The sequence below is a fragment of the Bradyrhizobium sp. 2TAF36 genome (assembly GCF_052114925.1).
Classification (GTDB): domain Bacteria; phylum Pseudomonadota; class Alphaproteobacteria; order Rhizobiales; family Xanthobacteraceae; genus Bradyrhizobium; species Bradyrhizobium barranii.
Genome location: NZ_JBFRFR010000012.1, coordinates 45,992 through 69,798, shown reverse-complemented (window position 1 = coordinate 69,798; position 23,807 = coordinate 45,992). Strand labels below are relative to the sequence as shown.

Annotated in this window: 30 protein-coding genes and 1 tRNA gene; 12 read left to right on the top strand and 19 right to left on the bottom strand. The window is 63.5% G+C overall.

Annotated features, from left to right (window positions below; genetic code table 11):
* Positions 1–167: 167 nt before the first annotated feature.
* Positions 168–1,043, bottom strand: a complete 876-nt coding sequence (locus tag AB4Z51_RS09065) for a DMT family transporter (RefSeq protein WP_135213695.1) — start codon at positions 1,041–1,043, stop codon at positions 168–170.
* A 147-nt stretch (positions 1,044–1,190) separates the two neighbouring features.
* Here AB4Z51_RS09065 and AB4Z51_RS09060 point away from each other — a divergent pair, with 147 nt between their 5' ends.
* Complete coding sequence (locus tag AB4Z51_RS09060; RefSeq protein WP_071913733.1) at positions 1,191–1,589, top strand: RidA family protein; 399 nt, start codon at positions 1,191–1,193, stop codon at positions 1,587–1,589.
* 59 nt (positions 1,590–1,648) lie between these two features.
* Here AB4Z51_RS09060 and AB4Z51_RS09055 read toward each other — a convergent pair whose 3' ends face one another.
* The 3 genes from AB4Z51_RS09055 to AB4Z51_RS09045 all read right to left on the bottom strand — a co-directional run bounded on the left by AB4Z51_RS09055 (position 1,649) and on the right by AB4Z51_RS09045 (position 3,279).
* The gene (locus AB4Z51_RS09055) at positions 1,649–2,194 is read right to left on the bottom strand and encodes a hypothetical protein (RefSeq protein WP_167767902.1); all 546 of its coding nucleotides are present in this window, start codon (positions 2,192–2,194) and stop codon (positions 1,649–1,651) included.
* Positions 2,139–2,483 (bottom strand): hypothetical protein, encoded by a 345-nt coding sequence (locus AB4Z51_RS09050; protein WP_014495138.1) that lies wholly within the window; start codon positions 2,481–2,483, stop codon positions 2,139–2,141. Before AB4Z51_RS09050 ends, AB4Z51_RS09055 begins: the two co-directional genes overlap by 56 nt.
* 208 nt (positions 2,484–2,691) lie before the next feature.
* Positions 2,692–3,279 (bottom strand): formyltransferase family protein, encoded by a 588-nt coding sequence (locus AB4Z51_RS09045; RefSeq protein ID WP_063983185.1) that lies wholly within the window; start codon positions 3,277–3,279, stop codon positions 2,692–2,694.
* Between the two features lie 189 nt (positions 3,280–3,468).
* On the opposite strand from AB4Z51_RS09045, the gene AB4Z51_RS09040 reads away from it, so the two are divergent.
* Both AB4Z51_RS09040 and AB4Z51_RS09035 read left to right on the top strand, forming a co-directional pair.
* A complete protein-coding gene (locus AB4Z51_RS09040) occupies positions 3,469–3,753 on the top strand; it encodes a hypothetical protein (protein ID WP_063986359.1) in 285 nt (94 codons plus the stop codon).
* A 335-nt stretch (positions 3,754–4,088) separates the two neighbouring features.
* Positions 4,089–4,322, top strand: a complete 234-nt coding sequence (locus AB4Z51_RS09035) for a hypothetical protein (protein ID WP_135213693.1) — start codon at positions 4,089–4,091, stop codon at positions 4,320–4,322.
* A gap of 5 nt (positions 4,323–4,327) precedes the next feature.
* On the opposite strand, the gene AB4Z51_RS09030 is transcribed toward AB4Z51_RS09035, so the two are convergent.
* Positions 4,328–4,630 carry a hypothetical protein gene (locus AB4Z51_RS09030; RefSeq protein WP_063983186.1) on the bottom strand — a complete coding sequence of 101 codons (303 nt, stop codon included), beginning with the start codon at positions 4,628–4,630 and terminating at the stop codon, positions 4,328–4,330.
* A 203-nt stretch (positions 4,631–4,833) separates the two neighbouring features.
* On the opposite strand from AB4Z51_RS09030, the gene AB4Z51_RS09025 reads away from it, so the two are divergent.
* On the top strand, positions 4,834–5,049 hold the full coding sequence (locus tag AB4Z51_RS09025) for a hypothetical protein (protein ID WP_244623042.1): 216 nt from the start codon (positions 4,834–4,836) through the stop codon (positions 5,047–5,049).
* A gap of 6 nt (positions 5,050–5,055) precedes the next feature.
* Here AB4Z51_RS09025 and AB4Z51_RS09020 read toward each other — a convergent pair whose 3' ends face one another.
* On the bottom strand, positions 5,056–7,101 hold the full coding sequence (locus tag AB4Z51_RS09020; protein WP_135213692.1) for an acetoacetate--CoA ligase: 2,046 nt from the start codon (positions 7,099–7,101) through the stop codon (positions 5,056–5,058).
* A 557-nt stretch (positions 7,102–7,658) separates the two neighbouring features.
* Entirely contained in the window at positions 7,659–7,886 is a 228-nt protein-coding gene (locus AB4Z51_RS09015) for a hypothetical protein (protein ID WP_135213691.1), read from the bottom strand.
* 256 nt (positions 7,887–8,142) lie between these two features.
* Between AB4Z51_RS09015 and AB4Z51_RS09010 the strand changes: the two genes are divergently transcribed.
* The 3 genes from AB4Z51_RS09010 (at position 8,143) to AB4Z51_RS09000 (ending at position 10,628) form a co-directional block, all read left to right on the top strand.
* Positions 8,143–8,862, top strand: coding sequence for an outer membrane protein (locus AB4Z51_RS09010; RefSeq protein WP_135213690.1), 720 nt, complete (start codon positions 8,143–8,145; stop codon positions 8,860–8,862).
* 190 nt (positions 8,863–9,052) lie between these two features.
* Positions 9,053–10,138, top strand: a complete 1,086-nt coding sequence (locus tag AB4Z51_RS09005; RefSeq protein WP_063983192.1) for an AI-2E family transporter — start codon at positions 9,053–9,055, stop codon at positions 10,136–10,138.
* Between the two features lie 97 nt (positions 10,139–10,235).
* Positions 10,236–10,628 (top strand): NUDIX hydrolase, encoded by a 393-nt coding sequence (locus AB4Z51_RS09000; protein ID WP_028152127.1) that lies wholly within the window; start codon positions 10,236–10,238, stop codon positions 10,626–10,628.
* Positions 10,629–10,764: 136 nt separating this feature from the next.
* Here AB4Z51_RS09000 and AB4Z51_RS08995 read toward each other — a convergent pair whose 3' ends face one another.
* The 3 genes from AB4Z51_RS08995 to AB4Z51_RS08985 all read right to left on the bottom strand — a co-directional run bounded on the left by AB4Z51_RS08995 (position 10,765) and on the right by AB4Z51_RS08985 (position 12,406).
* Positions 10,765–11,007, bottom strand: coding sequence for a hypothetical protein (locus AB4Z51_RS08995; RefSeq protein WP_063983193.1), 243 nt, complete (start codon positions 11,005–11,007; stop codon positions 10,765–10,767).
* Positions 11,008–11,194: 187 nt separating this feature from the next.
* The gene (locus AB4Z51_RS08990) at positions 11,195–11,437 is read right to left on the bottom strand and encodes a hypothetical protein (protein WP_028152129.1); all 243 of its coding nucleotides are present in this window, start codon (positions 11,435–11,437) and stop codon (positions 11,195–11,197) included.
* Between the two features lie 678 nt (positions 11,438–12,115).
* Positions 12,116–12,406 carry a hypothetical protein gene (locus AB4Z51_RS08985; RefSeq protein WP_135213689.1) on the bottom strand — a complete coding sequence of 97 codons (291 nt, stop codon included), beginning with the start codon at positions 12,404–12,406 and terminating at the stop codon, positions 12,116–12,118.
* 97 nt (positions 12,407–12,503) lie between these two features.
* Between AB4Z51_RS08985 and AB4Z51_RS08980 the strand changes: the two genes are divergently transcribed.
* Positions 12,504–12,872, top strand: a complete 369-nt coding sequence (locus AB4Z51_RS08980; RefSeq protein WP_049807936.1) for a hypothetical protein — start codon at positions 12,504–12,506, stop codon at positions 12,870–12,872.
* A 101-nt stretch (positions 12,873–12,973) separates the two neighbouring features.
* Here the strand turns inward: AB4Z51_RS08980 and AB4Z51_RS08975 are convergent, their stop codons facing one another.
* On the bottom strand, positions 12,974–13,144 hold the full coding sequence (locus AB4Z51_RS08975) for a hypothetical protein (protein ID WP_166096634.1): 171 nt from the start codon (positions 13,142–13,144) through the stop codon (positions 12,974–12,976).
* 271 nt (positions 13,145–13,415) lie between these two features.
* Between AB4Z51_RS08975 and AB4Z51_RS08970 the strand changes: the two genes are divergently transcribed.
* Positions 13,416–14,078: a hypothetical protein gene (locus AB4Z51_RS08970; RefSeq protein WP_167767901.1), complete on the top strand. Its 663-nt coding sequence runs from the start codon at positions 13,416–13,418 to the stop codon at positions 14,076–14,078.
* Positions 14,079–14,387: 309 nt separating this feature from the next.
* On the opposite strand, the gene AB4Z51_RS08965 is transcribed toward AB4Z51_RS08970, so the two are convergent.
* The 4 genes from AB4Z51_RS08965 to AB4Z51_RS08950 form a co-directional block, all read right to left on the bottom strand.
* Positions 14,388–15,212 carry a hypothetical protein gene (locus tag AB4Z51_RS08965; protein ID WP_439036672.1) on the bottom strand — a complete coding sequence of 275 codons (825 nt, stop codon included), beginning with the start codon at positions 15,210–15,212 and terminating at the stop codon, positions 14,388–14,390.
* A gap of 61 nt (positions 15,213–15,273) precedes the next feature.
* Positions 15,274–15,432, bottom strand: a complete 159-nt coding sequence (locus AB4Z51_RS08960; protein WP_244623041.1) for a hypothetical protein — start codon at positions 15,430–15,432, stop codon at positions 15,274–15,276.
* A 445-nt stretch (positions 15,433–15,877) separates the two neighbouring features.
* A complete protein-coding gene (locus AB4Z51_RS08955) occupies positions 15,878–16,165 on the bottom strand; it encodes a hypothetical protein (protein WP_135213686.1) in 288 nt (95 codons plus the stop codon).
* A 191-nt stretch (positions 16,166–16,356) separates the two neighbouring features.
* A complete protein-coding gene (locus AB4Z51_RS08950) occupies positions 16,357–16,629 on the bottom strand; it encodes a hypothetical protein (protein ID WP_135213685.1) in 273 nt (90 codons plus the stop codon).
* A 473-nt stretch (positions 16,630–17,102) separates the two neighbouring features.
* On the opposite strand from AB4Z51_RS08950, the gene AB4Z51_RS08945 reads away from it, so the two are divergent.
* Positions 17,103–17,300: a hypothetical protein gene (locus tag AB4Z51_RS08945; RefSeq protein WP_193560862.1), complete on the top strand. Its 198-nt coding sequence runs from the start codon at positions 17,103–17,105 to the stop codon at positions 17,298–17,300.
* Positions 17,291–17,452, top strand: a complete 162-nt coding sequence (locus AB4Z51_RS08940) for a hypothetical protein (RefSeq protein ID WP_167767900.1) — start codon at positions 17,291–17,293, stop codon at positions 17,450–17,452. Before AB4Z51_RS08945 ends, AB4Z51_RS08940 begins: the two co-directional genes overlap by 10 nt.
* A gap of 210 nt (positions 17,453–17,662) precedes the next feature.
* Here AB4Z51_RS08940 and AB4Z51_RS08935 read toward each other — a convergent pair.
* From AB4Z51_RS08935 to AB4Z51_RS08925, 3 genes are all read right to left on the bottom strand, one after another.
* Positions 17,663–17,738 (bottom strand) — tRNA-Lys (locus tag AB4Z51_RS08935).
* 327 nt (positions 17,739–18,065) lie between these two features.
* Positions 18,066–20,735: a glycosyltransferase gene (locus AB4Z51_RS08930; protein WP_063983203.1), complete on the bottom strand. Its 2,670-nt coding sequence runs from the start codon at positions 20,733–20,735 to the stop codon at positions 18,066–18,068.
* 214 nt (positions 20,736–20,949) lie between these two features.
* The gene (locus tag AB4Z51_RS08925) at positions 20,950–21,546 is read right to left on the bottom strand and encodes a beta-1-3, beta-1-6-glucan biosynthesis protein (protein ID WP_135213684.1); all 597 of its coding nucleotides are present in this window, start codon (positions 21,544–21,546) and stop codon (positions 20,950–20,952) included.
* 222 nt (positions 21,547–21,768) lie between these two features.
* On the opposite strand from AB4Z51_RS08925, the gene AB4Z51_RS08920 reads away from it, so the two are divergent.
* Positions 21,769–23,433 carry a glycoside hydrolase family 17 protein gene (locus AB4Z51_RS08920; protein WP_135213683.1) on the top strand — a complete coding sequence of 555 codons (1,665 nt, stop codon included), beginning with the start codon at positions 21,769–21,771 and terminating at the stop codon, positions 23,431–23,433.
* Here the strand turns inward: AB4Z51_RS08920 and AB4Z51_RS08915 are convergent.
* A complete protein-coding gene (locus AB4Z51_RS08915; protein ID WP_028147889.1) occupies positions 23,393–23,773 on the bottom strand; it encodes a hypothetical protein in 381 nt (126 codons plus the stop codon). The genes AB4Z51_RS08920 and AB4Z51_RS08915 overlap by 41 nt on opposite strands.
* Positions 23,774–23,807: the final 34 nt, after the last annotated feature.

Genomic DNA, 23,807 nt, shown 5'->3' with positions numbered 1-23,807 from the left:
AATTGGCAACGAACCTACACGAAGTGCCCGACTTCGCGCCACCAAAACGGCAGTACGTCGTATTCAACCCGCTGCTGTGTGGCCGAATGTGCACGATGGAAAGACCCTCCAACGTGATCCAGATCACACGGCCACTTCGTTTTTGTCGCGTGAGGCTGCGCGCGGGTTCACTGCGCGCGGGCGGGAACCGGGGCAGTCGGCTTCAGGTTCAGGAGATTGCCGCACAGGATCAGCGTCGCGCCGAGCACGGTCCAGGCGTCGAGCCGCTCCGAATACAGCAGCCAGCCGACAGTCGCGGTGAGCGGCACCCGCAGGAAGTCCATCGGCACCACGATGGTTGCATCCGCGTAGCGGAGCGCGCTGGCGAGGCAATAGTGCGAGAATGTGCCGCAGACCCCGATGACGAAGAGCCATCCCCAGAGAGTGGTTGACGGCCAGGTCCAGACATAGAGCGTCGGCAGCAGGCCCACGACCATCTGCACGACGATCATCCAGAACAGGATCGACAATGCGCTCTCGGTCCGGGTCAGCGATTTCGCCAAGATCATGGAAATGCTGAAGCCGATCGCGGCTCCGAGTGCGATCAACTGGCCCGGATTGATCTCGCCGGTGGCGGGCCGCACGATCATGACAACGCCGACGATGCCGAGCGCGATGGCGGCGATCTTCCAAACGGTCATGCGCTCGGACAGAAACGTTGCGGCCAGCACCGCAGTCCAGATCGGCATGGTGAATTCGATCGCGACGACCTGACCGATCCCGATCAGCGTCAGTGCGTAGAACCAGCCGAGCTGCGCGAAATAATGGACCCCGTTGCGCGCGAGGTGCTGGGGCAGGCGTTTGGTCGCGACCGCCTTGAAACCGCCGGCCCGGTAGATGATCGGCAGCAGCAGCGTGAAGCCGATCACCGAGCGCACTTCCATGATCTGGAAGACGTTCAGCTCGCGCGTGGTCTCGCGGCCGGCAACCGCCATGACCAGCATCAGCGCCAGCCAGCCGGCCATCCACAGTGCAGCCATCGTTTTGGACGGTGTCGCGGTCATCGTTGCTGGTGCGGGTGATCGAGCCCGAGGGGAGGGCCGGTATCGGCGACATCGCCGGCGTTTGCAACGGCCAAAACTGCGGATGCAGCGATGCAGGGCGGCGTGCTAAGGCATCATTGAACAACAAGAAAAGGGAGATCTTCGCTCATGCAAATCTTGCAGCCGGCCGAATGGAAGAAACCGCGGGGCTTTTCTCACGGCGTGGTGGCCGAAGGGCCGGGCCGCTGGGTGGTGCTGGCCGGGCAGACCGGCGGCGACGAGACCGGCAATTACGCGCCTGACATGGCGGCGCAGGTCGCAACCGCGCTGAAGCGGATCATCAAGCTCCTTGGCGAGGCCGGAGCCGGTCCGGAGCACATCGTCCGCCTGACCTGGTACCTGACCAGCCGCAGCGAATATGAGGCCGCGGGCGCCGGCATCGGCGCGGCCTGGAAGGAAACGCTGGGGCGCAATTTTCCGCCCTCGACGCTGCTCTACATCGGCGGTCTCGTGGACGAGCGCGCCAAGGTCGAAATCGAGGTCACGGCGTTCGTGCCGAACGTATAAAACGGATAAAAAAAGCCCCGGCGGAATCGCCGGGGCTTTTGGCTTGAACGCGGTCCGCCTTAGCGCGACAGCGAGATGTTGGCGCCGCGGAACTGGCTGTCCGCGCGCATCGTGACGCTCTGCTTGTTGCCGGACGTCTTCAGCGAGATGTTGGCGTTGAAGCCGGCGGTCGAGGCGACCAGGTCGTAGTTTCCGCCGGCGCCGCGGCCCTGGAGCGAGCCGGAGATGTTGCGGCTGGCCTCGGACCAGCTGCCGGCGATGGTGCCGCCTTCAGCCCTGACGTTGGCGCCGAGATTGAACTTGTAGGCGTCGCTGGCGCAGGTCAGCGACATCTCCATCGTCGGTCCGATCGGGGCGTATCTGGCCCGGCAGCGGATCCGCTCGGTCGAGCCGTCATCGAGCGTGACGGTGCCGGCACCGCTCCAGCTCCCCGCCAGCGGGGCGAACGGGCCGGACTGGGCCTTGCTCTCAGAGTTGGCGATCCCCGCCGCAAACAAAACGGCGGCCGCGATCAGCAGCCGCCGGCTTACGACGCTGATCCCGAATTTCTTACTGGCGCGATGCTTCCCACCGCCCGCTGCACGGTATGCCTGCAGATGCTCCATTCCACTTCCCCGATCCGGCGTTGCCGCTGAGTTGACCGTTGGCATATGCACCATTGATCGAAACTTTCACAAGTCCCCCGCTGCCGATGGTGCCGGAAACGTTAGCGCCGGGCGCGGTGATCTTGCCGTCGGCAACCGTCAGCATGGAGCTCGCGGTCGGCTCGCAGGTACCGCTCTTGGTCACGATGGTGACATGCCAGTTGCCGTCATAGGGGGTCTGGGCGAAAGCGGGAGCGGCGAGGGTGATAACTGAAGCGGCACAGAATGCCGTAATGCGACCAAAACGCATGAATTCCGTCCTTGAATCTGTCTGATATGCTGACGCTTATTCGGCCCAAATGTGACGGAAATTTGTTGCATTGCCAAAGCGAAAATTGTTCCAGTGGAAACAATAGTTTATTTGTGTTTCCGGCTCCAATTTTCGAAGCAGAATCAACGCGCCTTCACGTTAAGGGTAAACGTCAGGAGAGACTCAGGGGAAGGACTGCGGAAGGGACTCACGAAAGACTTGGCGCCAAGGTGGCGAACTGCTCGTCCTGAACCTTGGAGGGCAGCGCCTTGTGGACCTTGACGTAGTCGATCACGTCGGCCAGCAGCTTGAGGCCGAGCGGAGCGAGCGCACGCTCCCAGAGTTCGCGAGCCGTCTCGCCCTTCCTGACGAAGCACCAGTCCTGGGCGGCGATGGCGCCGGCGTCCATGCGGTCGGCAAGATGATAGATCGTGCCGCCGGCGATCGGATCGCCTTCCTTGATGGTCCATTCCACAGCGGCTTTGCCCCGATGACGCGGCAGCAGCGAGGGATGATAGCCGATCCCGCCGTACTTCGCGGCGGCCAGGGCGTCCTTGCCGATCCGGGCGTGGCTGTGGGCGGTGATGATCAGGTCGGTGTCGGGGCCGATTTCGGAGGCGACCACCAGCTTCGGATTGGCCTGGACCGTCACCTCGATGCCAGCCGCCTTGGCGCTCGCCGCGAGGCGATCCTCGGCGTCGGCCACGACGACCCGCACGATCGGGACGCCGTGCTCCCGGAGCATGTTCAGGGTGGTCACGCCGAAATGGCGGGAGCCGACGAGGGTAATGCGCATGGGTGTCCGATCCGTCTCGCAACTGCGTCATCCCCCGATAACACGTCGGTGCGTCCTGTCACCAGCCGCGGGCGGTTTGTGCCGGTTATCAACAATGCACCGGGCGCGGGGCGCGACGGGCTCCGCGATTGCGCAGCCGGCCGTTCCGGTGCTTCCATGCGCGTATTGCACCGTATCAGGAGCGAGCGCATGCGAAGCGCGTGGTTTTTCCTTCTCGCGGCACTGAGCGTAGCCACGCCCGCGCGCGCCGGCGGGCCGTATCCGGCGGTCCCGCCCGAGGTCGGGGTGGCGCCGTTCATCGGTCCGACGTGGGATGCCTATCGTTGCGTCGAAGGGCCGGTCTATAATTTCTACCACGACGCCTATTACGGCGAGGAGCCGCCCGCACTCTATCGCGGCTACGCCTACAGGCCGTACTACCGCTACAGCGCCTACCGCAGGCTGCCGCGCAAGTATTTTTGCGTCACGGATTAGCGTTGCCGGGCGGCCACATCGACAGCAAATGATGTATCCGCCGGTTCCTCTGTTTCATTTCTGACATAAGCAGCCCCCGTGTGCCGCTAGAATGCACTAACCGGGGCTGGCCAAATTTGATTCCGAATCCGTTTTCGAACCCGGCTTTGGCCGCTGGCGAGTGATCGCCAGCGGCTTTTCATGCCGGCGCCATCGCGAAATCATCAAACGGTAACGCGTTCTCAACCTGCCTGTCGTATCGACGAATCCGTCGCGGATTTGTATTGCGTACCGCGACACCAAAAATGTCCCGCCGGCGTGGGTGCGCCGCGGGCTTTTTTGCCGGGACCGATTTCATGCCGAGCGCAATTGAGCAGATCGTGGACGCCTATGTGCGGCTGAAGAACCGCCGTGGGCTGGACGAGCTGATGATGCACAGGCAGCGGCTCGCGGTCGATCTGAAGAGCAGGTCCGGCTATGATTTCAGCCTGCCGATCGGCAAGATCGACGAGGAGATCGCGATCATCGAGGAGGGGCTCAGCCGGCTGAAGGCCCAGTCCGTGGATCCTCGCGGGATACGTCCGATCTGACGCGCTCAGTCGCGCCGGCCACCGTCGATGACGGTGAACAGCGGCCGTGCCTGGGTCGGCTCGACCAGCAGTTCCTCCACCAGCGCGGTTGCCGCATCGACATATTTGCGCGTCGGTTTGTCGAGCTCACGTTTGGCCTCGTCGTCGAGCGCGACCTTTGCGGCCTCGACCAGCTTGCGCATGCGCGCCGCATGGTCGTCGCCCGCCGTCAGCGTCGCGCGCGCCAGCGAGCGCAGCACGAACAGCTCGCCTTCGAGGCGGAGCAGGCGGTCGTTGAGCCTGGAGAGGACTGCGTTGAGATCGGCCATAGCTGCTGTTCGTCGCGGAGGATCCATTCTGATCTAGCGGCGATCGGTGAACGGAATCCAAACGCCATTGGCGCAATTGGGTTGATCTCCGGCGTCTCGTGGCAGCAGCGATGCCGCCGATGTGAGACATCGTGACGTTGCGACGCATCGTTCCAGCGTGGTTCCCGCACCACATGGTGCCCGGGTGGACGTCTGGAGCACGTATGATGCGGTCTATCCTGGCTTTGGTCCTCCTGATTGCAACATGTCTGTCGGCGGCTGCCGCGCCGGCGCATCATGCCCGCCCGCGCCATCACGTCGTCGCCCATCTGCCCGAGGACGCGCCGGTCCCGCCCGGCTGGTACAAATTTCCCGGGTGGCCGCCGATCCCGCCGTCGGAGAACAGGAATCTCGATCCCTCCAATTTCGGCGGCGGTTGATCGAAGCTACGCCGCGGTTCGGGCGAGATAATCGCGGGCGAAGGCGAGATACCAGTCGAGGCAGGCGGGATTGGCCATCGCCTCCCTGTTGATGACCTTTTCGACGGGCTGGCCCAGCAGCAGCTTCTTGATCGGCAGCTCCTGCTTCTTGCCCGAGAGCGTGCGCGGGATCTCGGCGACGGCAAAGATCTCGTTCGGCAGGAATCGCCGGGACAGGCCGGCCTCGATCGTCTTGTTGATCCTGGCCTGCATCGCAGCGTCGAAGGCTGTGCCCTCGCGCAGCACCACGAACAGCGGCATGTAGCTGTCGCGGCCGAGATATTCGAGGTCGACGACGAGGCTATCCAGCACCTCCGGCAGCGCTTCGATCGCGGAATAGAGCTCGCTCGTGCCCATGCGCAGGCCGTGCCGGTTGATGGTCGCATCGCTGCGGCCATAGATGATGCAGGAGCCGTCCGGATTGACCTTGAGCCAGTCGCCGTGCCGCCACACCGGCCCGCGGCCGCTGCCGTCGAAATTGTCCGGATAGGTCTCGAAATAGCTGGCGCGATAGCGCGCATCGCCCCTGTCGTTCCAGAAACGGAGCGGCATCGAGGGCATCGGCTCGGTACAGACGAGCTCGCCGACCTCGTCGATGACGGCGCGGCCCTGCTCGCTGAAGGCTTCGACCGCCGCGCCGAGCAGGCGGCACTGCATCGCGCCCGGCGTCTGCGGCAGTTCGCGGTTGCCGCCGATGAAGGCGCCGGCAAAATCGGTGCCGCCGGAGATGTTCGCCCACCAGATGTCGGCCTGCGCCTTGCTGCCGTTGATTTTCGACAACGCCGCGAAGCGATCGTTGAACCAGGCTTGCGTATCGGCGCTGAGCGGCGAGCCGGTCGAGCCGAGGCAGCGCAGCCGCGACAGATCGCCGGCCGCAGTGAGATCGATCTCGGCCTTGGCGCAGTTGGCGAAGAACGCCGCGCCGGCGCCGAAGAAGGTCGCTTTCGACTGTGCCACGAACCGCCACAGCGTGGTCCAGTCCGGCTTGTCCTTGGTGCCGCCCGGGCTGCCGTCGAAGATGCAGCAGGTGGTGCCGCTGAGCAGGCCGCCGACCTGCGAATTCCACATGATCCAGCCGGTCGAAGAGTACCAGTGATAGCGCTCGCCGAACGAGTTCGCGTGGTAGGAGCAGCCGAGGTCGTTGTGCAGGCCCAGCAGCGCCAGCACCACGATGACGATGCCGCCATGGCCGTGCACGATCGGCTTCGGCAGGCCGGTGGTGCCGCTGGAATAGACGATCCAGAGCGGATGATCGAACGGCAGCCAGGCCGGCTCGAACGCGTCGATCGCGGCGCCTGTCCTTGCGGCGATGTCGGCGAGCCGGGCGTCCGGCGCTGCGGGCGCGGCCTCGCTGTGCAGGATGACGTGCTCGACCGTCGGCAGCGATCGCCGCAGCTCCGCGACGACGTCCTTGCGATCATGCCGGCGGCCGGCATAGGTGACGGCATCGCAGGCGATCAGCACCTTCGGCTCGATCTGCTTGAAGCGGTCGATCACGGCCGGCGCAGCCATATCGGGCGCACAGACGCTCCAGACCGCGCCGATGCTGGCGCTCGCCAGAAACGCGATGATGGTTTCGGGGATGTTGGGCAGGTAGGCCGCGATCCGGTCGCCGGGCTTGATACCCCGATCCTTCAGATGCAGCGCGAGCGCCGCCGCCTTGCGCCGCAGCTCCGGCCAGCTCGTTTCGTTGAGCTTGCCGTCCTCGCCGCTACTGACGATCGCGGGCAGGCCGGCGGCGTCGGCGGCCTCGACATGCCGGAACACCTGCCGCGCATAGTTGACCTGCGCGCCGGGAAACCACACCGCGCCCGGCATCTTGCGCTCGGCGATCACGGCCGCAAACGGCGTCGGCGATTGCAGATCGTAATAGTCCCAGATGCTGCGCCAGAAGCCGTCGAGATCGCGCACCGACCACTGCCGCATCTCCTCGTAATTCGCGAAGGAGAGGCCACGCTGCTCGGCGAGCCAGTTGCGGTAGAGGGCGATCTGGGGAACGAAGGGGGCGGTCATTTGCGTGTCGGCTTCTGTTGCGGGGAGGGGGAGTTTATCCGGTGTCTCGGCGTAGCAGAAGGCGCACCTCGATGGGCGGATGGCAGACATGACGTCGCCTTCTCGCGGCGCATTTCGCCCGAGTCTTGCGTCGTCCTTTTGGTCTCGTCGAAACAAGGGCGCAGGAAAGGCCGGGCGCCGACTGGCACCCGCAGGTCCGTGCGCTGGAGATGCGCGCGCCCGATCCGCCCCTTGTCTCGGGCCAGGGTGTGTCGTGTGCGATAAATCTGAAATTCGGTAAAGTGGAATGCAATTGCGATGAGGGCTTGACGATGGGCGCCCGGTGTCCCGACGGTAGCTACGGGTTGATCGTCTTCATGCAGACCGGCTCACTATTGGGGATGCTCTTGCATTTCCAATTTGAGCCGAAGCCTGTGGCTTGATTGGCGGATGGGAACCACACAAGCACGACAGCGGAAATGCAAATCAGGGCGAGCGCGAACAAGATTCCCATTGTCTCGGCCCGCGTCGGACATCTTCCAAGCCAACTTATTTTTCGTTTGTTGAGCTCCACTGGCCTACCACTGCACGCCCGCCCAGCGCCGTCCGAACACCGGCGGTTTTGTCTTCACCGCCCGCCAGCCGAAGAAGTGATGCTTCCCCGACCAGGTGTGCACCACGCCGCTGCAGATGCTGCATTTGAAGCTGCCGGTGTGGGCTTCGCTGTGCTCTTCCCGTGTCGCGGTGTAGTTCATGCTGCAACCCGCGCAGGTGAATTCTTCGGTCGTCCAGATGCTGTTGGCCATTGCACATCAGTGTTTTTGAATGTTGGCGAGAAGCGTAGGTGCGGGGATTTGCATCGGCGTAAACTGACCTCGGGAAATCCGGTTAATCGCCGTTAGCCAAACCGGGCTCCGGTCGCGGCGTTGCAGGAGCTTCCCGGGTCTGACGAGCGCCCGTCAGTCCAAATCGCGCCGCCGATTGGTCCAAGCGCGCGCTTGATCCCACAGCTAGATTTCATCGTCGCCTCGGTCGGAGGGCGGACAATTTGGGGGTGAGATCATGCGGAAGAAACTGGTTTTGGCGTCTGCGCTGCTGTCATTGGCAACGCCAGCATGTGCAGCTGACATCATTGCGCCCGCGCCGGTCAAAGCGCCGGTGGCGGCCCAGATCTTCAGCTGGACCGGCTTCTACATCGGCGCGCATGGCGGCGGCGCCTGGAGCAAATGGACCGGCATCGACCCGACCGATCCGACAGCGACCTGGAGCTCGGCCACGGCCAGCGGCGGCATCGTCGGGGGCCAGATCGGCGGCAACTACCAGATCAGCAATTTCGTGATCGGCCTCGAAGGCACCGGCGCCTGGTCCAGCGTCACACTCAATGCCGGCGGCCCGTTCGGTGGCGGTGCCGGCTTCAACCTGTCGCTGAAGAACGACTACATCGCCACGGTCGCCGGCCGTTTCGGCGTCGCCTTCGACCGCGTGCTGCTCTACGCCAAGGGTGGCGCGGCCTTCACCCGCGACAAGTATAGCGTCAACAACGGCCTTGCCGGCCCGCTCGCCGGTTCCGCCTCGGGCAGCTTCAATCGCACCGGCTGGCTTGCCGGCGGCGGCATCGAGTGGATGTTCATGCCGAACTGGTCGGTGCGGGCCGAGTACAACTATATGGGCTTCGGCACGATCACCGAGCAGCCGGTGACGACAGGCAATCTGGTGGCGACTCCAGCCAATGTGAAGCTGAACATCCAGACCGGCACGGTGGGCGTGAACTACCACTTCTGAGCGGAYGGAGCGCCACCGCTCGGCCGACTGGACCAACCCGTTCGGCGACAGCTGATGCCGCGCCGGGCGGCGCAGCGGTCCGATCCCTTGCGCCGCCGCGGGTCCGGTCGTCTTGACGCCGGATGCGCGGCTGGCAATAACGCTTTGCCGCGCAAGTGTCGGAACCCGCGTCAATGCCGCAAGGAAAGGCGTGCCCGTGAAAAGTCTCCGTCAGCTCCTGACGGGAGAGGACATTATCCAGCTCCTGATCCGGGTCGGCCTGCTTGGCCTRCTGATCATCTGGACCTTCCTGATCATCCGCCCGTTCGTGCCGATCCTGGCCTGGAGCGCCGTGCTCGCGGTCGCGTTCTATCCGGCCTTCAGCTGGGTCGCCAAGATCCTCGGCGGCCGCCCGAAGACTGCGGCCGCGATCCTCACCCTGATCACGCTCGGCATCGTCATTGGCCCGGCGACCTGGCTCGGCCTCAGCGCGGTGGACGGTGCGCGCGAACTGGCGAAGCAGCTCGGCACCGGCGACCTCGCGCTGCAGTCGGCGCCGGAGCAGCTCAAGTCGTGGCCGGTGGTCGGCCCTTGGCTCTACGATCTCTGGGATCAGGCCTACAACAACATCCGTGCGGTGCTGCGCGAGGTCGCGCCCTATCTCCAGCCGCTGGCGGGACCCCTGTTGTCGCTTGCGGGCGATGCGAGCCTCGGCACGCTCCAGTTTCTGGTCTCGGTGTTCGTCGCCGGCTTCCTGTTTCCGCATGGGCCGCGGCTGGTTGCGGCCGGGCGCGGCTTCCTGTTTCGCATCGTGCCCGAGCAGAGCGAGCATTTTCTCGAGCTTGGTGGCGCCACCATCCGCGCCGTGGCGCAAGGCGTGATCGGCGTCGCCATCGTGCAGGCGCTGCTCGCCGGCATCGGCTTCAAGATGGCAGCCGTGCCGAGCGCCGGCCTGCTCGCCTTCATCGTGCTATTGCTGTCGATCGTGCAGATCGGCGCGTTCCTGGTGATCCTGCCGGTGATCATCTGGATCTGGACCGCCAAGGACGTCACCACGGCGCTGCTGCTCACCGTGTTTCTCGTCCTCGTCGGCTTCATCGACACCATGTTGAAGCCGCTGGTGATGGGGCGCGGCCTCACCACGCCGACCATCGTGATCTTCGTCGGCGTGATCGGCGGCACGCTCGCCCACGGCATCGTCGGCCTGTTCATCGGGCCGATCATCCTGTCGGTGGCCTGGGAGTTGATGATGGCCTGGATCAGGACCGAGGACCGGGCGGCGGCGAGCGAAAGCTGAGCTGCTCGCACGGGCTGTGGTCAAAGCGCCCCGCGAACTTGTCTATTCAACTAGACAAGTTACGATAGGGCGATTCTGTTTTCGATCTACGGCAGTAATGGCGAAGTCTTCCAAGCTGGTTGCCGCAAAACGCGGCAAGGTATTGTTGGTCAGACGGCGGTCGGACGGCCTGTGGATGTTCCCGGGCGGCCGCAAGCGTTCGCGCGAGTCCGACAAGGACTGCCTGCGGCGGGAGATCAAGGAGGAGCTGCCCAAGCTCAAGCTCGGCCGGATCAGCCTGTGGAAGGAAGTGACGGCCAGGAATAAGCGCTCCGGCCGCAAGATGAGCGACGCGATCTTCATCGCCAAGGGAGCCAAGGGCAGGCTCGAGATCGGCGACAAGAAGGAGATCGACCGCGCCGCCTGGCAGAAGCCGCGCGGCATCCGCCTGACGCCGACCTCGCGCTACATCCGCGATCGGCTGTTTCCGAGCAAGCCGCGGCGCCAGTGAGGAGGGGGCCGCGTCTTCGCGGCGCCGGTGCGACAAATCGCCCGCTGGTCCACAACACGAGCCCGAAATCGACAGATCATCGTGCGGTCAGGTCGGCCTACGGTCGTGGTCTGATCGAGACGGCCCCAGCCAGCTGCTATTGCTTGACCGCCAGCGTGTCCAGGCAATGGTTGAGATAGACGGTGCGATCCCTGGGCAGCACCTTGTCGAGATCCGCCTTCAGTGCGCATTCGCGCTGCCGCATCTGCTCGGCCCGGCGCTTCTCGGCCGCCTCGCGATATTCGGGGGCAACCTTGTTGGGATCGACCAGCGCCTGCGCGCGGGCGGGAGCAGTCACGGCGAGCGCGATGGCGGCGATGATGATAATGAACTGCTTCAAATGAGCCTCCGTAAAAGGGCTCATGCTAGCGCGAGGGTAGCGAGGGCTCAAACGGCAAGTACGGCGAGGCGACCGATCGCGCAGCCTGTCCAAGCTGCGTCCGAGAGGCTGTCGGCGGAGTCGGTTTCGACGACCTGAAGTCGGCCAAATGAAGTGGGCCAAGCGAAATCGGCCAAGTGAAGTCCATTCACTTCGAGGCGTGGTCGATCTTGTGCCCGAGATGCCCGGTGTCGTGATCGCGACGCAACTGGCTCAGCGAGGTCTCGTTCAATTGATGCAAGACCTCGCTGAGCGGGGTCGCATCGGGATAACCGGCCGCAAACGCCTTTCCGTAGATCTTGCGCAACGTACCGACCAGCGTGTTGCCGTGCTTCTTGCTGATCGCGCCATCCTTGTCCCGATGGCGGCCGTCCAGGCCCGGTTCCTTCATGTGGTTCTCCCTGTGCGGCGTCTTAAGCGCCTGGAGAGAGCGTGCTCCCAAACGAATTGGTTGGCAACGGTGCGGCGCGCGGGAGTTGAGCGGCGGTCCGTTCGATCGCAAGAGCGTCGCGTTCGCGCTTCGCTCTCCTAGCTGTGAAGCCGCGTCAGATCGCGGTGGGTCGGTCGGCGTATTACATGAGCGGGAACGGACTCGATTGGAGCCGATACGATGCGTGTTGTTTTGGCCCTGGGCCTCCTGATCGTCTTGTGTACGTCTGCGGACGCCGCGCACCACGCTCGTGCGCACAATCCTGCGACACGCCATCCTCCGGTTGATCGTTTCGGCACGGAAGTGAATCCTCGCGTGCGCTTCGCGGTCCCCGGCTGGAGCGATGAAGCAACGGCGCGCTGGCTCAATGATGCCTCGTCCAACGTCGGCCGAGGCGGATAGCCACACCCGGACGCGGTACGCGAAGATCGGCGGAGCCGTGTGAACCAGTTCACACTCGCGCTTCGAGACCGGTGCTATGAAGGCCTCATTGCTTTTACCGATTGATATTTTGAAAACGCCCCAGCGCTCCCTACCAGGCGCTGGGGTTTTCATTTCGATCGCGGTCACGGCCACGGCTCGCGAAGCGTGATCGGATCGGGCGGATGATTTCTGAAAAGTGCCGAGGGGCGGGCGCGACTAAGCGGCTTGCTCCTCGAACGAGGTGTAGACCTGCCCAGCCGGATCGACGATCTGAACGTCCCAGCACCCGTCTTCGACGAGCTCTCTGGCCTTCTTGAGGGCGGCCGCGAGTGACAGCCGCTTGAGGCTGACGACGCCTGCCGTGTCGAAACCGCTGATTTCAAACATGCCGTTCCTCCGGTTTTCCTGAATCTTACACCTTTCGAGGGCGTTGTCTCCCGGCTTTTGTGGCAAGGCCCTTGGAACTGCAGACAGCTGCAGCGTCCAGTGCAGCGCGGTGGCCGCCATCGTGCCATCGGCCGACCCTGATGGTCGTGGCGCTCTCGTCGCGTTCAGGCGTCATTCAGAGGGGTTGTCTATCTTGCGGCCTTGGAGGACCGCTTCGATGTTGATCACCACTATTGCGACAATCCTTGCTCTTCATGGCGGTGCAACGGCGCCTGCCGCAGCTGTCGAACGCCCGCTCGAGGTGCAGTATCGCGGCGTACCGAGGCATCCGCCGCCGTGCGGCGATCATTGGGATCAGAGCGCCCGCGACGGGATGTGCTATCCCAACGGCTATCTCCGTCCCGAAGACCAGGCGGCGCTGCAGGGATACTATCAGGGCCCGCGGCCTTACTATGGAATGCGCCGGCGTCCGGTGCCATGCGGCCACGGCGCTGACGTCGATATCCGCGACGGTGTCTGCTACCCCAACGGCACGGTTCCACTACAATTCCAGGACCGGCCAGAGAATTATTATCGGCGGTACTGAGAGACGGGCCGTCAGGCGTGAGACCGGGTGTGCTCCGGATCAGTGTGCTCCTGATCAGCGTGCTCTTGATGAGCTAGCCGCGGAGCCGGTCCAGCGCTACGCTAAGCGGCCTGCTCCTCAAACGAGGTGTGTACGCGCCCGGTTGGATCGACGATCTGAACGTCCCAGCACCCGTCTTCGACAAGCTCTCGGGCCTTCTTGAGGGCGGCCGCGAGTGACAGCCGCTTGAGGCTGACGACGCCTGCCGTGTCGAAACCGCTGATTTCAAACATGCCGTTCCTCCGGTTCTCGTGAATCTTACACCTTTCGGGGGCCTTGTCTCTCGGCTTTGGTGCTTCGAAGCAGGCGGCCGCGTGACTCATTCGGTCGCATAGCCCCCCGTAATCGGCCGGGGCGGCCGGGCCTGCCAGGCGGCCACGTCGCTAACGTGGAATTAATCCAAAATGCCCACAATTTTAGGCAGTTGTAGGTGGGTGCTGCGTAGAGGAGCCGTCGCGAGGACGTTCCGGCGTCGGCTTCCTGTTGCTCGCTCATTTGAGGTCAATGGACATGGCCACGACATCCGAGGCGCAAGGCCTCGTCGAACAACTCGACCCCGCGGCGCTCGCGCTCGCAGTCGCAGGACTCGAGCCCGCAGCCCCGGAAGCTCCGGCCAAGCGGTCCAGCCGGAAATCGGTCCTGGCACTGTCGGTGTGTGCCCTGGCCATCAATGGTGCGGCGGCGATCTATACATTGCCGGCTGATCTTCCGTCGCCGAATCTCAGCAGTCTGGCTGAACTGCTTCCGCGCCGGGAAGCGTCCGCGCCAAAGGCGGATCCGGTTGTCGCTGCCTTGAAGGACATTCAGTCGGCCCAGCAGCAACACACGGCTTCGCTGCAGGAGAACAACCACGCCTTGCAGCAAAATGCAGCCCTGCTGCAGCAGGATTCAATGGTGCTGCTGTCTCTGCGACAGAGCATCACGGACGAACGGGTGGATGTGAGGAAGATATCTTCACAGCTGTCCACGCTCATCGCGAAGGTCGATACGCTGCAAAATGCGATGATGTCGGACGTCACGTCCTCGATCCGAAAAGCGAATGCACGCTATGGACTGTCGGCAGCGATGCGGAAGCGGATGGTTCGGCAGTCGAAGTCTGTCGGGCCGGTTTCAGTTGGGGGAGCGCCGCTGAGTGTGCCGGCTGCGACGTCGGCTCCGGAAAGCTAAAGATAGTTCAAGCGAAGCAGTTGGCATTACTGGCCCTCGAGTTCACGTTGGCCGGTCTTCTTGTCATGCCAAGCAGGACACGATGGCAAGCACGACGTCTGCGCTTAGCTCCCCTGAGTACATCGTGAAAAGGATGCCAGCGCCAAGAACAACAGCAGAGACCTTGAGAATAATCATTTTGAGATCCCCTCGTGGGTGACGAGACACTGGACCCGGATTGTTTCCTGAGTGCTTCGCGTGATGCGGCGAACGGTTTCATTCACCGAGACGTTATCCGTGAGGGGCTGCTCGACTTGGAGGCCCGAACCCCTAGCTCGCGAATGGGGCGGTGGCCGCTGGCTTATCCCGAGACTGCGGTTGGGCCGGGCGACGCGCATACATTTCAGCAAGCTTCTCCGGTCCGGGATATTCGCCTTTCCAAAGCTGAGGAAATGGTGGCCGGTTCAAAATCGATGGTTCGAGCGCCGCAATTTCAGCGGAAACAAAGTCCGTCTCAAGCCTAATCCTATTGTGGAGCGCTACCCCACCTTGGAAGGCGATCCCTTTGAACTTAGTCCACGCGTCTCGATCAAACGGCCGCCGGGTTCCAAGCAAGGCGTTTCTTACTTCATTTACCGCTCGCAGAGCGTTGTCGACAAAGTAGACAGTCAAGCTTTGTGCATTCTCGTCGCCCCACAAAGTTCGCCGCGCCGCATTTAGGACTCCAGCGCTTTGTTCGAGGCGATCAAAAGCGGCTTGCCTGCCTTCGTTGGCGCCAAGGCCGGAAAGCAATAGCCCGGTTTCCATAGATTCGAGATTCGCGGCAACGTTCTCGATTAGGATTTTCATGTCGATGAGTTCGGCAGCACGCTGTCGCAGACGCTCATAGTGCGCAAAGTTGTTCTGCCTGACCAACTCAGAAAGTTGGCGCTGCATTGGCAGGATCGTTCGATAAGCGGCTATGCCAGCAACAATCGCTGCGAGAAGCGATACGGCAGCTCCTAAGGCATTTCCGGCAAATCCTATCCAAGCGTCTGGATTGGCGGCGTTGCTCGCGTGCCAGATTGGCCCAGCGATTCCAAGCCACATCATCGTCGCAAATATCCACAGGATCGCGACGGCAGTCGCGACGCCTGGCCAATGTCTCTCATTCATGCAGCCGTTCCGAGCTCCGCCAGAACATCAGACTTCAACCGGAGGGCGAGCGCAAGGGTCCTCAGTTGCTCCGTTCCGACCTCCAGCCGGTTTCCCGATGTGAAATGGTGGCGGTGATATCGACGTCTCTGCCGGCGGACTGGCGCCAGGCCGCCACGCCGAAACACACCGTCAGCGTCAATGTCGTCAGCAATAGCAGCACCGACAGAAACTGGCTCACGCATACCCCCAAGCAAGATCACACACGAGGGCGCGCACATCTGGTTGATTCGGAAAATGCAGTCCGACTGACCTAGGGAGCGTTTTCCCCAAGGTTGCAGACCCGTGGACCAACACTCGTAGCCCTTGAGCCACCGCGCTCAGGATCCGGCTCCGCACACACCAGGCTTCTGCGCTTCACAAGAATTGGCCGGCTATTGCCGTCGCCACGGCATAAGCTTTGGCTGGATGCTCGATGTCAGCCTCGCCGGCCTTCGCTCTATGATGGAGGCGATTGTCGGCGGCGGTGACTTCACAGCGCTAATTGCTTGGATGGACCGGCGCTGTAGATCTCGTCCGACCGACCAAATTGGAATCGCAGCCCTAGATCTCGCGATGGAATTAGCTGGCAACGCAGTGAAGCGCTGACCCGCCGGTTCACGCTGGCGGCCCCCCTTTAGAATTCGCTAGTTGGGGGGGCTGCCGCTCTTGGCCTTGGACGAATGTTTCACTACCGGTTTGGCTGGCGTGGCCGGCTTCTTCGCTTCGTCGCCGCGGGCAGTTCCCCACGGATCGACTGCCTTCTGGTCGGGAACATTGCCGAGGGAGCGTTGATAGGCGCGCTCGGCCCGAATGTCGTCCGCCTTCTCGGCCTCCGTCTTGTCCTTGGACTCGCCGTACATTGGAACATGGTCCTGAGCCAATGCGGTCTGTGCGATCAGGGCAAACATGACAGCGGCGGCGATTTTGCGCATCGAGAAACTCCCGGTTCTGCGACTAGCATAACATCGCGCCGATTGCGGCATCAATGCATCGGAGTGGCGTCCGGTAACGGCTGATGACGCATCGCCGCCGCCGGTTGAAGCGGTAGAGATAAGCCCGGCGGCTCACAAGGTCGGCGGGGTTCTCTTGCGGGGCAGGCTAGTCATCATCCGCCGACGAGCCGTTAGTTCGCTAGTTGAGCGCGCGCCTGTTTGACATTGCGTGAGACGACACGATCGTAGGCCGATAAAGCGGCATCGGTCGCTAACTCAACCATTTCTCGATAGGCGGCGTCGTTCGTTTGAGTGAAGCTTTCGCGGATTGCTCTGGCAAGCTGTTCGTCTGAAACGGCGTCTCCAGGGGCCGCTCGTCCGGTGAGTCGGCTATACAGATTCAAGCGATACACGTCGGCGGCGATTTGCCAGGCCCAATCCTCCAGTCCCAGTTGTTGAACCACCCGGTCGACCCCTTGCTCTACGTGCAGAAAAATTGGGGTAGTCGACGCTGGGCATAGAAAAAACTAACTCAGGTTAGAAAAAATCTGCCCTACAAATTCAGGTGGAAGCCGCCGCTCGAGGCGCGCGCCGGTTCAGGCACCAACAAATACGCCGCCGGGCTCTAATACATTGTCCCGGCGGCGGTGTTCATTTCCAGCCCCGAGATGGGAACTAACAAAAACCTCGGATAGAGATTTTACGTACGAAACCTGGGAAGGTTTCAGGCTGCCGGTTCACGCTGGCGGGCCTTGGCAGGCCCTGCAAACTCCTGTTGATGTGGCCGAGGAAGCTGTCACATTACTTTGACAGACAGGTGCCAATTTGGAAGGCGCTGGGATTTCAGAGCCCAGACCGGAATACGCGGCGAACGCTGCCAAGCGAATATATTCCGCTTGTGCAGCGTTCAGTATCCTCTCAATTTCGGGAGTTCGGCGTGTTTGATGCTGAAATGACTGCGCTGCTCAGGGCGGTGCTCGATGAAGTTTGCGAAAATATTCCTGTAAGCGAGACGGGCGCCAGAGCGTACGTTGCTTCGAAGCTGCTCGATGCCGCGGCACATGGACAGCTCTCGACCGACGCGTTGAAAGCGGCGGGTCGCGAGGCCCTGAGCCCACCAACGATGTGGCGCTGATTATCCGCTCCACATCACTCGATCACATCGTATTCGAAGGCGACGCCCTCCGGGTCGTTCTCCTCAAACCGTCGTTCCGCGGCGCCCACCGTCGCGAAGACCTTGATGTGATCGATGTCGCCGACCTGCTTGGGGTGTTGCGCCGGCCCTAGTGGGGCTCTTTCGCGCGCATGGAGCGCATCTGCCCGGATCTGGCGGACGGGGAGGGCGTGCTGCCGCTTGAGCGCGCCGGCCTAGTGGCGATCGCGAGCAATTGCCGCGCTGCCATCCTCGACGCAGATCGGCAATCAGTTTGCCAACACAGTGCCCACACACGGCTTTTTCGGTCGGCTTGTGATTTCGCTTAAGTCATTGTTTTGGCTTGGTGAGCGCGCTGGGGCTCGAACCCAGGACCCCGTGATTAAAAGTCACGTGCTCTACCGGCTGAGCTACGCGCTCCCATGGCCGCTGATGGCTTTCAAGATCGATCGCCATCGTCTTCGGACATTCGAGAAGCATGTCTTGCCGCTGCCTCAACTGGCGTCGCGGGGAAAAACCGGCTGTTTCCGGATCATGCTTTCGGCCCGCGCTGTGTAGGGGGACGGGGCGCTGAGGTCAATAGTGCGAGTGGCGGCCCAAACTCTTGGCGGAGGCGGGGATTCGCTCGCGCTTTCCGCCGCTTAGACCGGAATTTTCAACCCGATTGGCGGCCCGCTATCCACGCCGAACAGCGCCGGTGGCTTGCCGGCGCGGAGGTTTCACCCGCGCCGAGAGGCCGTTCGTCCGTCAGTTCGCTTCCCGCCGGACTTCGCTCGGCACCGGTTGCGGCGTGCCGGCGGGGGTCGGCAGGGCCACGGGGCGCAGGCCGATCAGTTCGGCGGTGCGGATCGCGCTGTCGCGCCAGAACTGGAACGAGTTGATGCGGCTGAGCTCGAGGATCGCGATCGCGACCGCGGCCAGGAACGGCAGGCTTTGCAGCACCAGGACGCCGGCGAAGATGTAGATCTCGGTGATCTGGCGATAGCTGTTGGAGGCGATCAGCACGCCGGCGCCGATCACCAGCAGGGTGCCGATCACGGCCTCCCAGAACGCCTGGAACTCGATCGACATCCTGGACAGGCCGCCCTTGGAGGTGCGCGCGAACGCGATGTGCTCGGTGATCAACCCCTGCGCGACCGCGCGCGACACCGTCCATTGCACGCTCATCGCGGCGATCATCGCGCCCATCATCTGGCCGGGCTTGATCGCGACGCGCGCGCGGTACATCGACAGGAAGTGCGCGAGCGAGACGATGAAGGCGCCGATGATCGGCAGCGTCAGAATCTTGTCGGGGATGGCGATGTCGGCGAAGGCGACGATCGGCACCCAGATGAGATTGAGCAGCGCCACCACCACGCCGAGGCTCTCGGCGCCGAGCCAGTTCAGCCAGCCCAAGCCATATTCGCGCTTCTGATCGGGCGTCAGCCGACTGCGGCCGGGCAGGAAGTTCCGCCAGTGCTTCTTCACGATCTGGAGGCCGCCATAGGCCCAGCGGTGACGCTGCTTCTTGAAGGCCTCGTAGGTGTCGGGCAGCAAGCCCTGGCCGTAGCGATGATTGGTGTAGTGGGTGGTCCAGCCGAGTTGCTGGATCGCGAGGCCGAGATCGCTGTCCTCGCAGATCGTGTCGGACGACCAGCCGCCGGCCATGTCCATCGCGGCGCGGCGGATCAGGCACATCGTGCCGTGCACGATGATGGCGTTGGCCTCGTTGCGCTGGACCATGCCGATGTCGAAGAAGCCGGCATATTCGCCGTTCATGATGTAGTGCATGATCGACAGGTCGCCGTCGCGATGCTCCTGCGGCGCCTGCACGAGGCCAACGCGCGGGTCGGCGAAAGCAGGCACGAGGTCCTTCAGCCAGTCGGGATCGACGACATAGTCGGCATCGAGGATGCCGATGATCTCGGCATCGACGGCGGTGCGATCCATCGCGATCCGCAGCGCACCGGCCTTGAAGCCCTGCACCTTCTCGGCGTTGATGAACTTGAAGCGTTCACCGAGCGCGCGGCAATGGTCCTGGATCGGCTGCCAGAACGCGGGATCGGGCGTGTTGTTGATGATGACGACGCATTCGTAGTTCGGATAGTTCAGCCGCGACAGCGCATCGAGCGTCTGCTTCAGCATCTCGACCGGCTCGAAATAGGCGGGGATGTGGATCGAGACCTTCGGGTAGTAATTCTCGGGAACGTTCTCGACCGGCTTGCTCTTGGAGAGCAGCCGCTGCGGCGGCCGGCCCAAGGCCACTGCCGCGATCTCGTCGACGCGCGCCATCGCGATGAGGACAAGGGGAACAAGCAGGATCATGCCGAGCGTGAGCGCGAAGGCCGAGCCGAAGATGAAATAGTGGTCATTCCAGAACGCGAACACGGTCGCGGCCCAGGCGCCGACGCCGTTGGCGGTCGCCGATAGCAGGAACGCCTGCCTGGCGGTCGGCTGTTCCAGCCGCAGGATCGGCAGCGACAGGAGGATGCCGACCAGCAGCGCAATTCCCATCAGCTTCCAGTAGTCGGGATTCTCGACCGGGCCGGTCCAGGCGAATTTCGGCTCGCGGCTGGCGTTGAGGATGCCCCAGTACGGGCCGACGCCGCCCTCGAAATATTTCCAGGGCTGATCGATGGCTTCGACGATGTTGTATTCCATGCCGATGGCTTCGGCGCGGCTAACGAAGTTGCGCAGGGTCAGCGCCTGCTGGAACGGACCGGGGTCGGCGTTGCGAAGGTTGTAGCCCTGGCTCGGCCAGCCGAATTCGGCGATCACGATGCGCTTGCCCGGGAACAGGTTGCGCAACAGGTTGTAGCGATCGACGGCCTGGTCGACGGCCTGGTCCGAGCGGAAGTTTTCCCAATAGGGCAGCACGTGGGCGGCGATGAAGTCGACGTTGGAGGCAAGGTCGGGATTGTCGCGCCAGATGTTCCAGATCTCGCCGGTCGTGACGGGCACGCGGACCGAGCCCTTCACCTTCTTGATCATGTCGATGAGGTCTTCGACCTTCTGCTCGCCGCGGTAGATCACCTCGTTGCCGACCACGACGCCGACGACGTTGCTGTTCTTGCGGGCGAGTTCGATGGCGGCCTTGATCTCGCGCTCGTTGCGATCCTTGTCCTTGTCGATCCAGGCGCCGACGGTGACCTTGAGGCCGAACTCGGCCGCGATCGGCGGCACCAGCTCCACGCCGCCGGTGGACGAATAGAGACGGATCGCGCGCGTCATCGTCGACAGCGTCTTCAGGTCGGCGCGGATTTTCTCGACGGTGGGGATGTTGTCGATGTCGGGGTGCGCCGCGCCTTCGAACGGGGCGTAGGAGACGCTGGGCAGCAGGCCCTTGAAGTCGGGCGCGGGTTCCTTGTCGCGCAGGACTCCCCAGATGCCGGCGTGAAGCACGGACACAAGCAACAGAACGGCGGCGACAACGCGCATCGCGGCTAAACCAAAAGGGGCTGAGGTGGCAGGGAAGCGGATCCGACCCCGAGATCCGACCGAGTCCGCGGCAAATGGAGCATACCTCTGCCGCGCGGTTTCACAACTGTCATGGCCTCATGACCGTATGAGGGCATGACAGTTTCGGAATGTGCGGCAGTGCCAACCGCTTCTATCGCCGATCGTTCCTGAACGGCGGCTGAAACGATCGCGGCTATTTCGAGGGCGCCGGTGTCGGGCTTGCCGCAGGCGCGGGGCTCGCGGCCGGCTGCGGGGCCTGCGAATTGCCCGTGGTTGGCGCCGCCGGCTGGGAGGCGCTGGCTGACGCCTGCTGCGGCTGGGATGCCGGGTTGATCCAGCAGGCGTGCACGCGGCTGTCCAGGGTCTCGGCGACCTTGGGATCGATCTGGCCGCCAAAGCGGGTCAGGCAGCGGAAGGCGGCCTGGATGTGGCCGCCGGGGCAGCCGAAGCGGTCGTAGAGGTCGAGATGGCGGAACGCGGTATCGAGGTCGTCGCGCCACATCAGCCGCACCACGCGCCGGCCGAGCCAGACGCATTCGGGGTTGCCGGCCGGGCCGTTGATGACCTGGGCTGCTTCGGCGAACTCGTCGGTGCGGCGCTGGTTCTGGGCGGCGTCCTTGGCGGCGGCATCGGCGGGCTGGGTGGCTGCCTTGCCCTGGTCCGGGGCGGGCGTGCCGCTCTGGGCGGAGGCGCCACCGAGACCGACCATCACGACCAGGGAGGAGACGGCCAAGGTGGCGGCGAACTGCCGCAGGACCGCATTTCGTAACTCGAACACCCGTTGCCGCATGAATTCCCCAATATATCAGCTGACCGCCCGCGCCAGGACCTCGCGGACTCGCCGGTGATGGCGTCCAAATGGGTCCCCAATGCGGCGGCAAAGTCCTGCCGAGTCCATGACCTGAATTTGAAATTTTGTCCAGCAAAGTCACGATCCTAGGCCTCTGTCGAACGGCCGCAGGTAAATTCCTCGGGGGAGGGAAGGATCCATCCCGGACACACCCCTTGGCAGATGGCGCGTGAGCAGGTAATCGACGGCACCTCGCGGAGGACGGAACCGATTTCTCTTCGTACGCCACTGGCGCTTCTGCTCGTTTCACTGGGTGCGATTGCTGCCGTGTGGTGGTGGCTGGCCACGCCAATCACGCTCGCGCGCGCCCCGATCGACCCGGCCGACAAGGTCCAATGCGTCTCCTATGCGCCGTTCCGCGGGGAACAGTCGCCGCTGAACGCGTGGACCCATATCGAGGCCGACCAAATCGAGCAGGATTTGCGCCAGCTCAAGGAGATCACCGACTGCGTCCGCACCTATTCGATGGAGAACGGGCTCGACCAGGTGCCGGCGATCGCCGCCAAGGTCGGCGGGCTGAAGGTGCTCCAGGGCATCTGGCTCTCCAGCAACCGCGCCAAGAATTTTGAGCAGGCCGCGCTCGCCGTCCGCCTCTCCAAGGAATTTCCCGGCATCATCACCAGCGTCATCGTCGGCAACGAGGTGCTGTTGCGCGGCGAGATGACGACCGCGGACCTCGTCTCCATCATCCGCTCGGTGAAGGCGCAGGTCAGCGTGCCCGTCACCTATGCCGACGTCTGGGAGTTCTGGCTCAGGAATCGCGAGGTCTATGACGCCGTCGACTTCGTCACGATCCACATCCTGCCTTATTGGGAGGATGTTCCGGTGAAGGCGAAGTTCGCAGCGAGCCATGTCGAGGCGATCCGCGAGCGCATGGCGGTCGCGTTCCCCGGCAAGGAGATCCTGATCGGCGAAACCGGCTGGCCCAGCGAAGGGCGCATGCGCGAGGGCGCGCTGCCGTCGCGCACCAACCAGGCGCGCGTCGTCTCGGAAATCCTGGGCCTGGCGAAAGCAAACAAGTTTCGCGTCAATCTGATCGAGTCCTATGACCAGCCCTGGAAGCGCAAGCTGGAAGGCACCGTCGGCGGCTATTGGGGCCTGTACGACTCGGTGCGCCGGAACCTGAAATATCCGCCGGGCCAGCCGATCAGCAATTTCCCGTACTGGAAATGGTACATGGGCGCCGGCATGGGCCTCTGCGTGCTGGTGTTCGCGGTCGCCGGCCTCACGCTGCGCAGGCGGCCGTGGACGCCGCGCTTCTCGGCCTGGCTCGGCGTCGCGATCTCGGCGACGTCAGCGGGCACCCTGCTCGGGATCGGCGCCGACAAGATGTACTATGAGAGTTACGGCATCGGCGGCTGGCTGCACTGGGGCGCGCTGCTTCTGGCCGGCATCCTGTCGCCGATCTTCTGCTCGCAGGCGATGGTGATCGGCCGCAGCCTTCCGACCTTCCTCGATCTGCTCGGCCCGCGCGAGGGCCGCAAATGGTCGAAGCTCACCGCCGTGCTCGGCCTGACGCTGGCGGTGACCGCGGTGATCGCGGCGCAGACCGCGCTCGCCTTCGTGTTCGACTCGCGCTACCACGACTTCCCCTACGCCTCGCTGACGATGGCGGTGGTGCCGTTCGCGGTGCTGATGCTGAACCGGCCGCAGATCGGCCAGCGTCCGATCGCGGAATCGGTATTCGCGGGCCTGCTCACGCTGGCGGCCGCCTATGTGCTGTTCAACGAGGGCCGCGAGAACTGGCAGTCGCTGTGGACCTGCGCGATCTACTTGCTGTTCGCGTTCACGCTGTGGCGGGCGCGGGCCGAGCAAATCCAAGAATGAACAGGCCGATCGCAAGGCCCGACAGCACGACATTGTAGAGCACGATGCCGAGGCCGGCGGCGACGATGCCGACGGTCAGCAGCACGATCGACGGCCGCATCAGGTTCAGCGTCGCAACCACCAGCGCGACGATGCCGAACACCGAATTCTTGAACAGCACCGTCGAGACTGTGCGCGCCTTGCAGATCAGCGTCTGCAGGCCAGCGTCACAGGCGAGGCCGACGGTCGAGTTCTCGATGCCGAGATAGCGCAGATAGATCGCATAGCCGACGGACACGAAACCGACGACGATCAGGAACTGCACCTGGTAGGGCGTGAGGCGGAAGGGCTTTTTTGTCATGGGCGCAATATGGTCGGGATGACGGGAGGGGGCA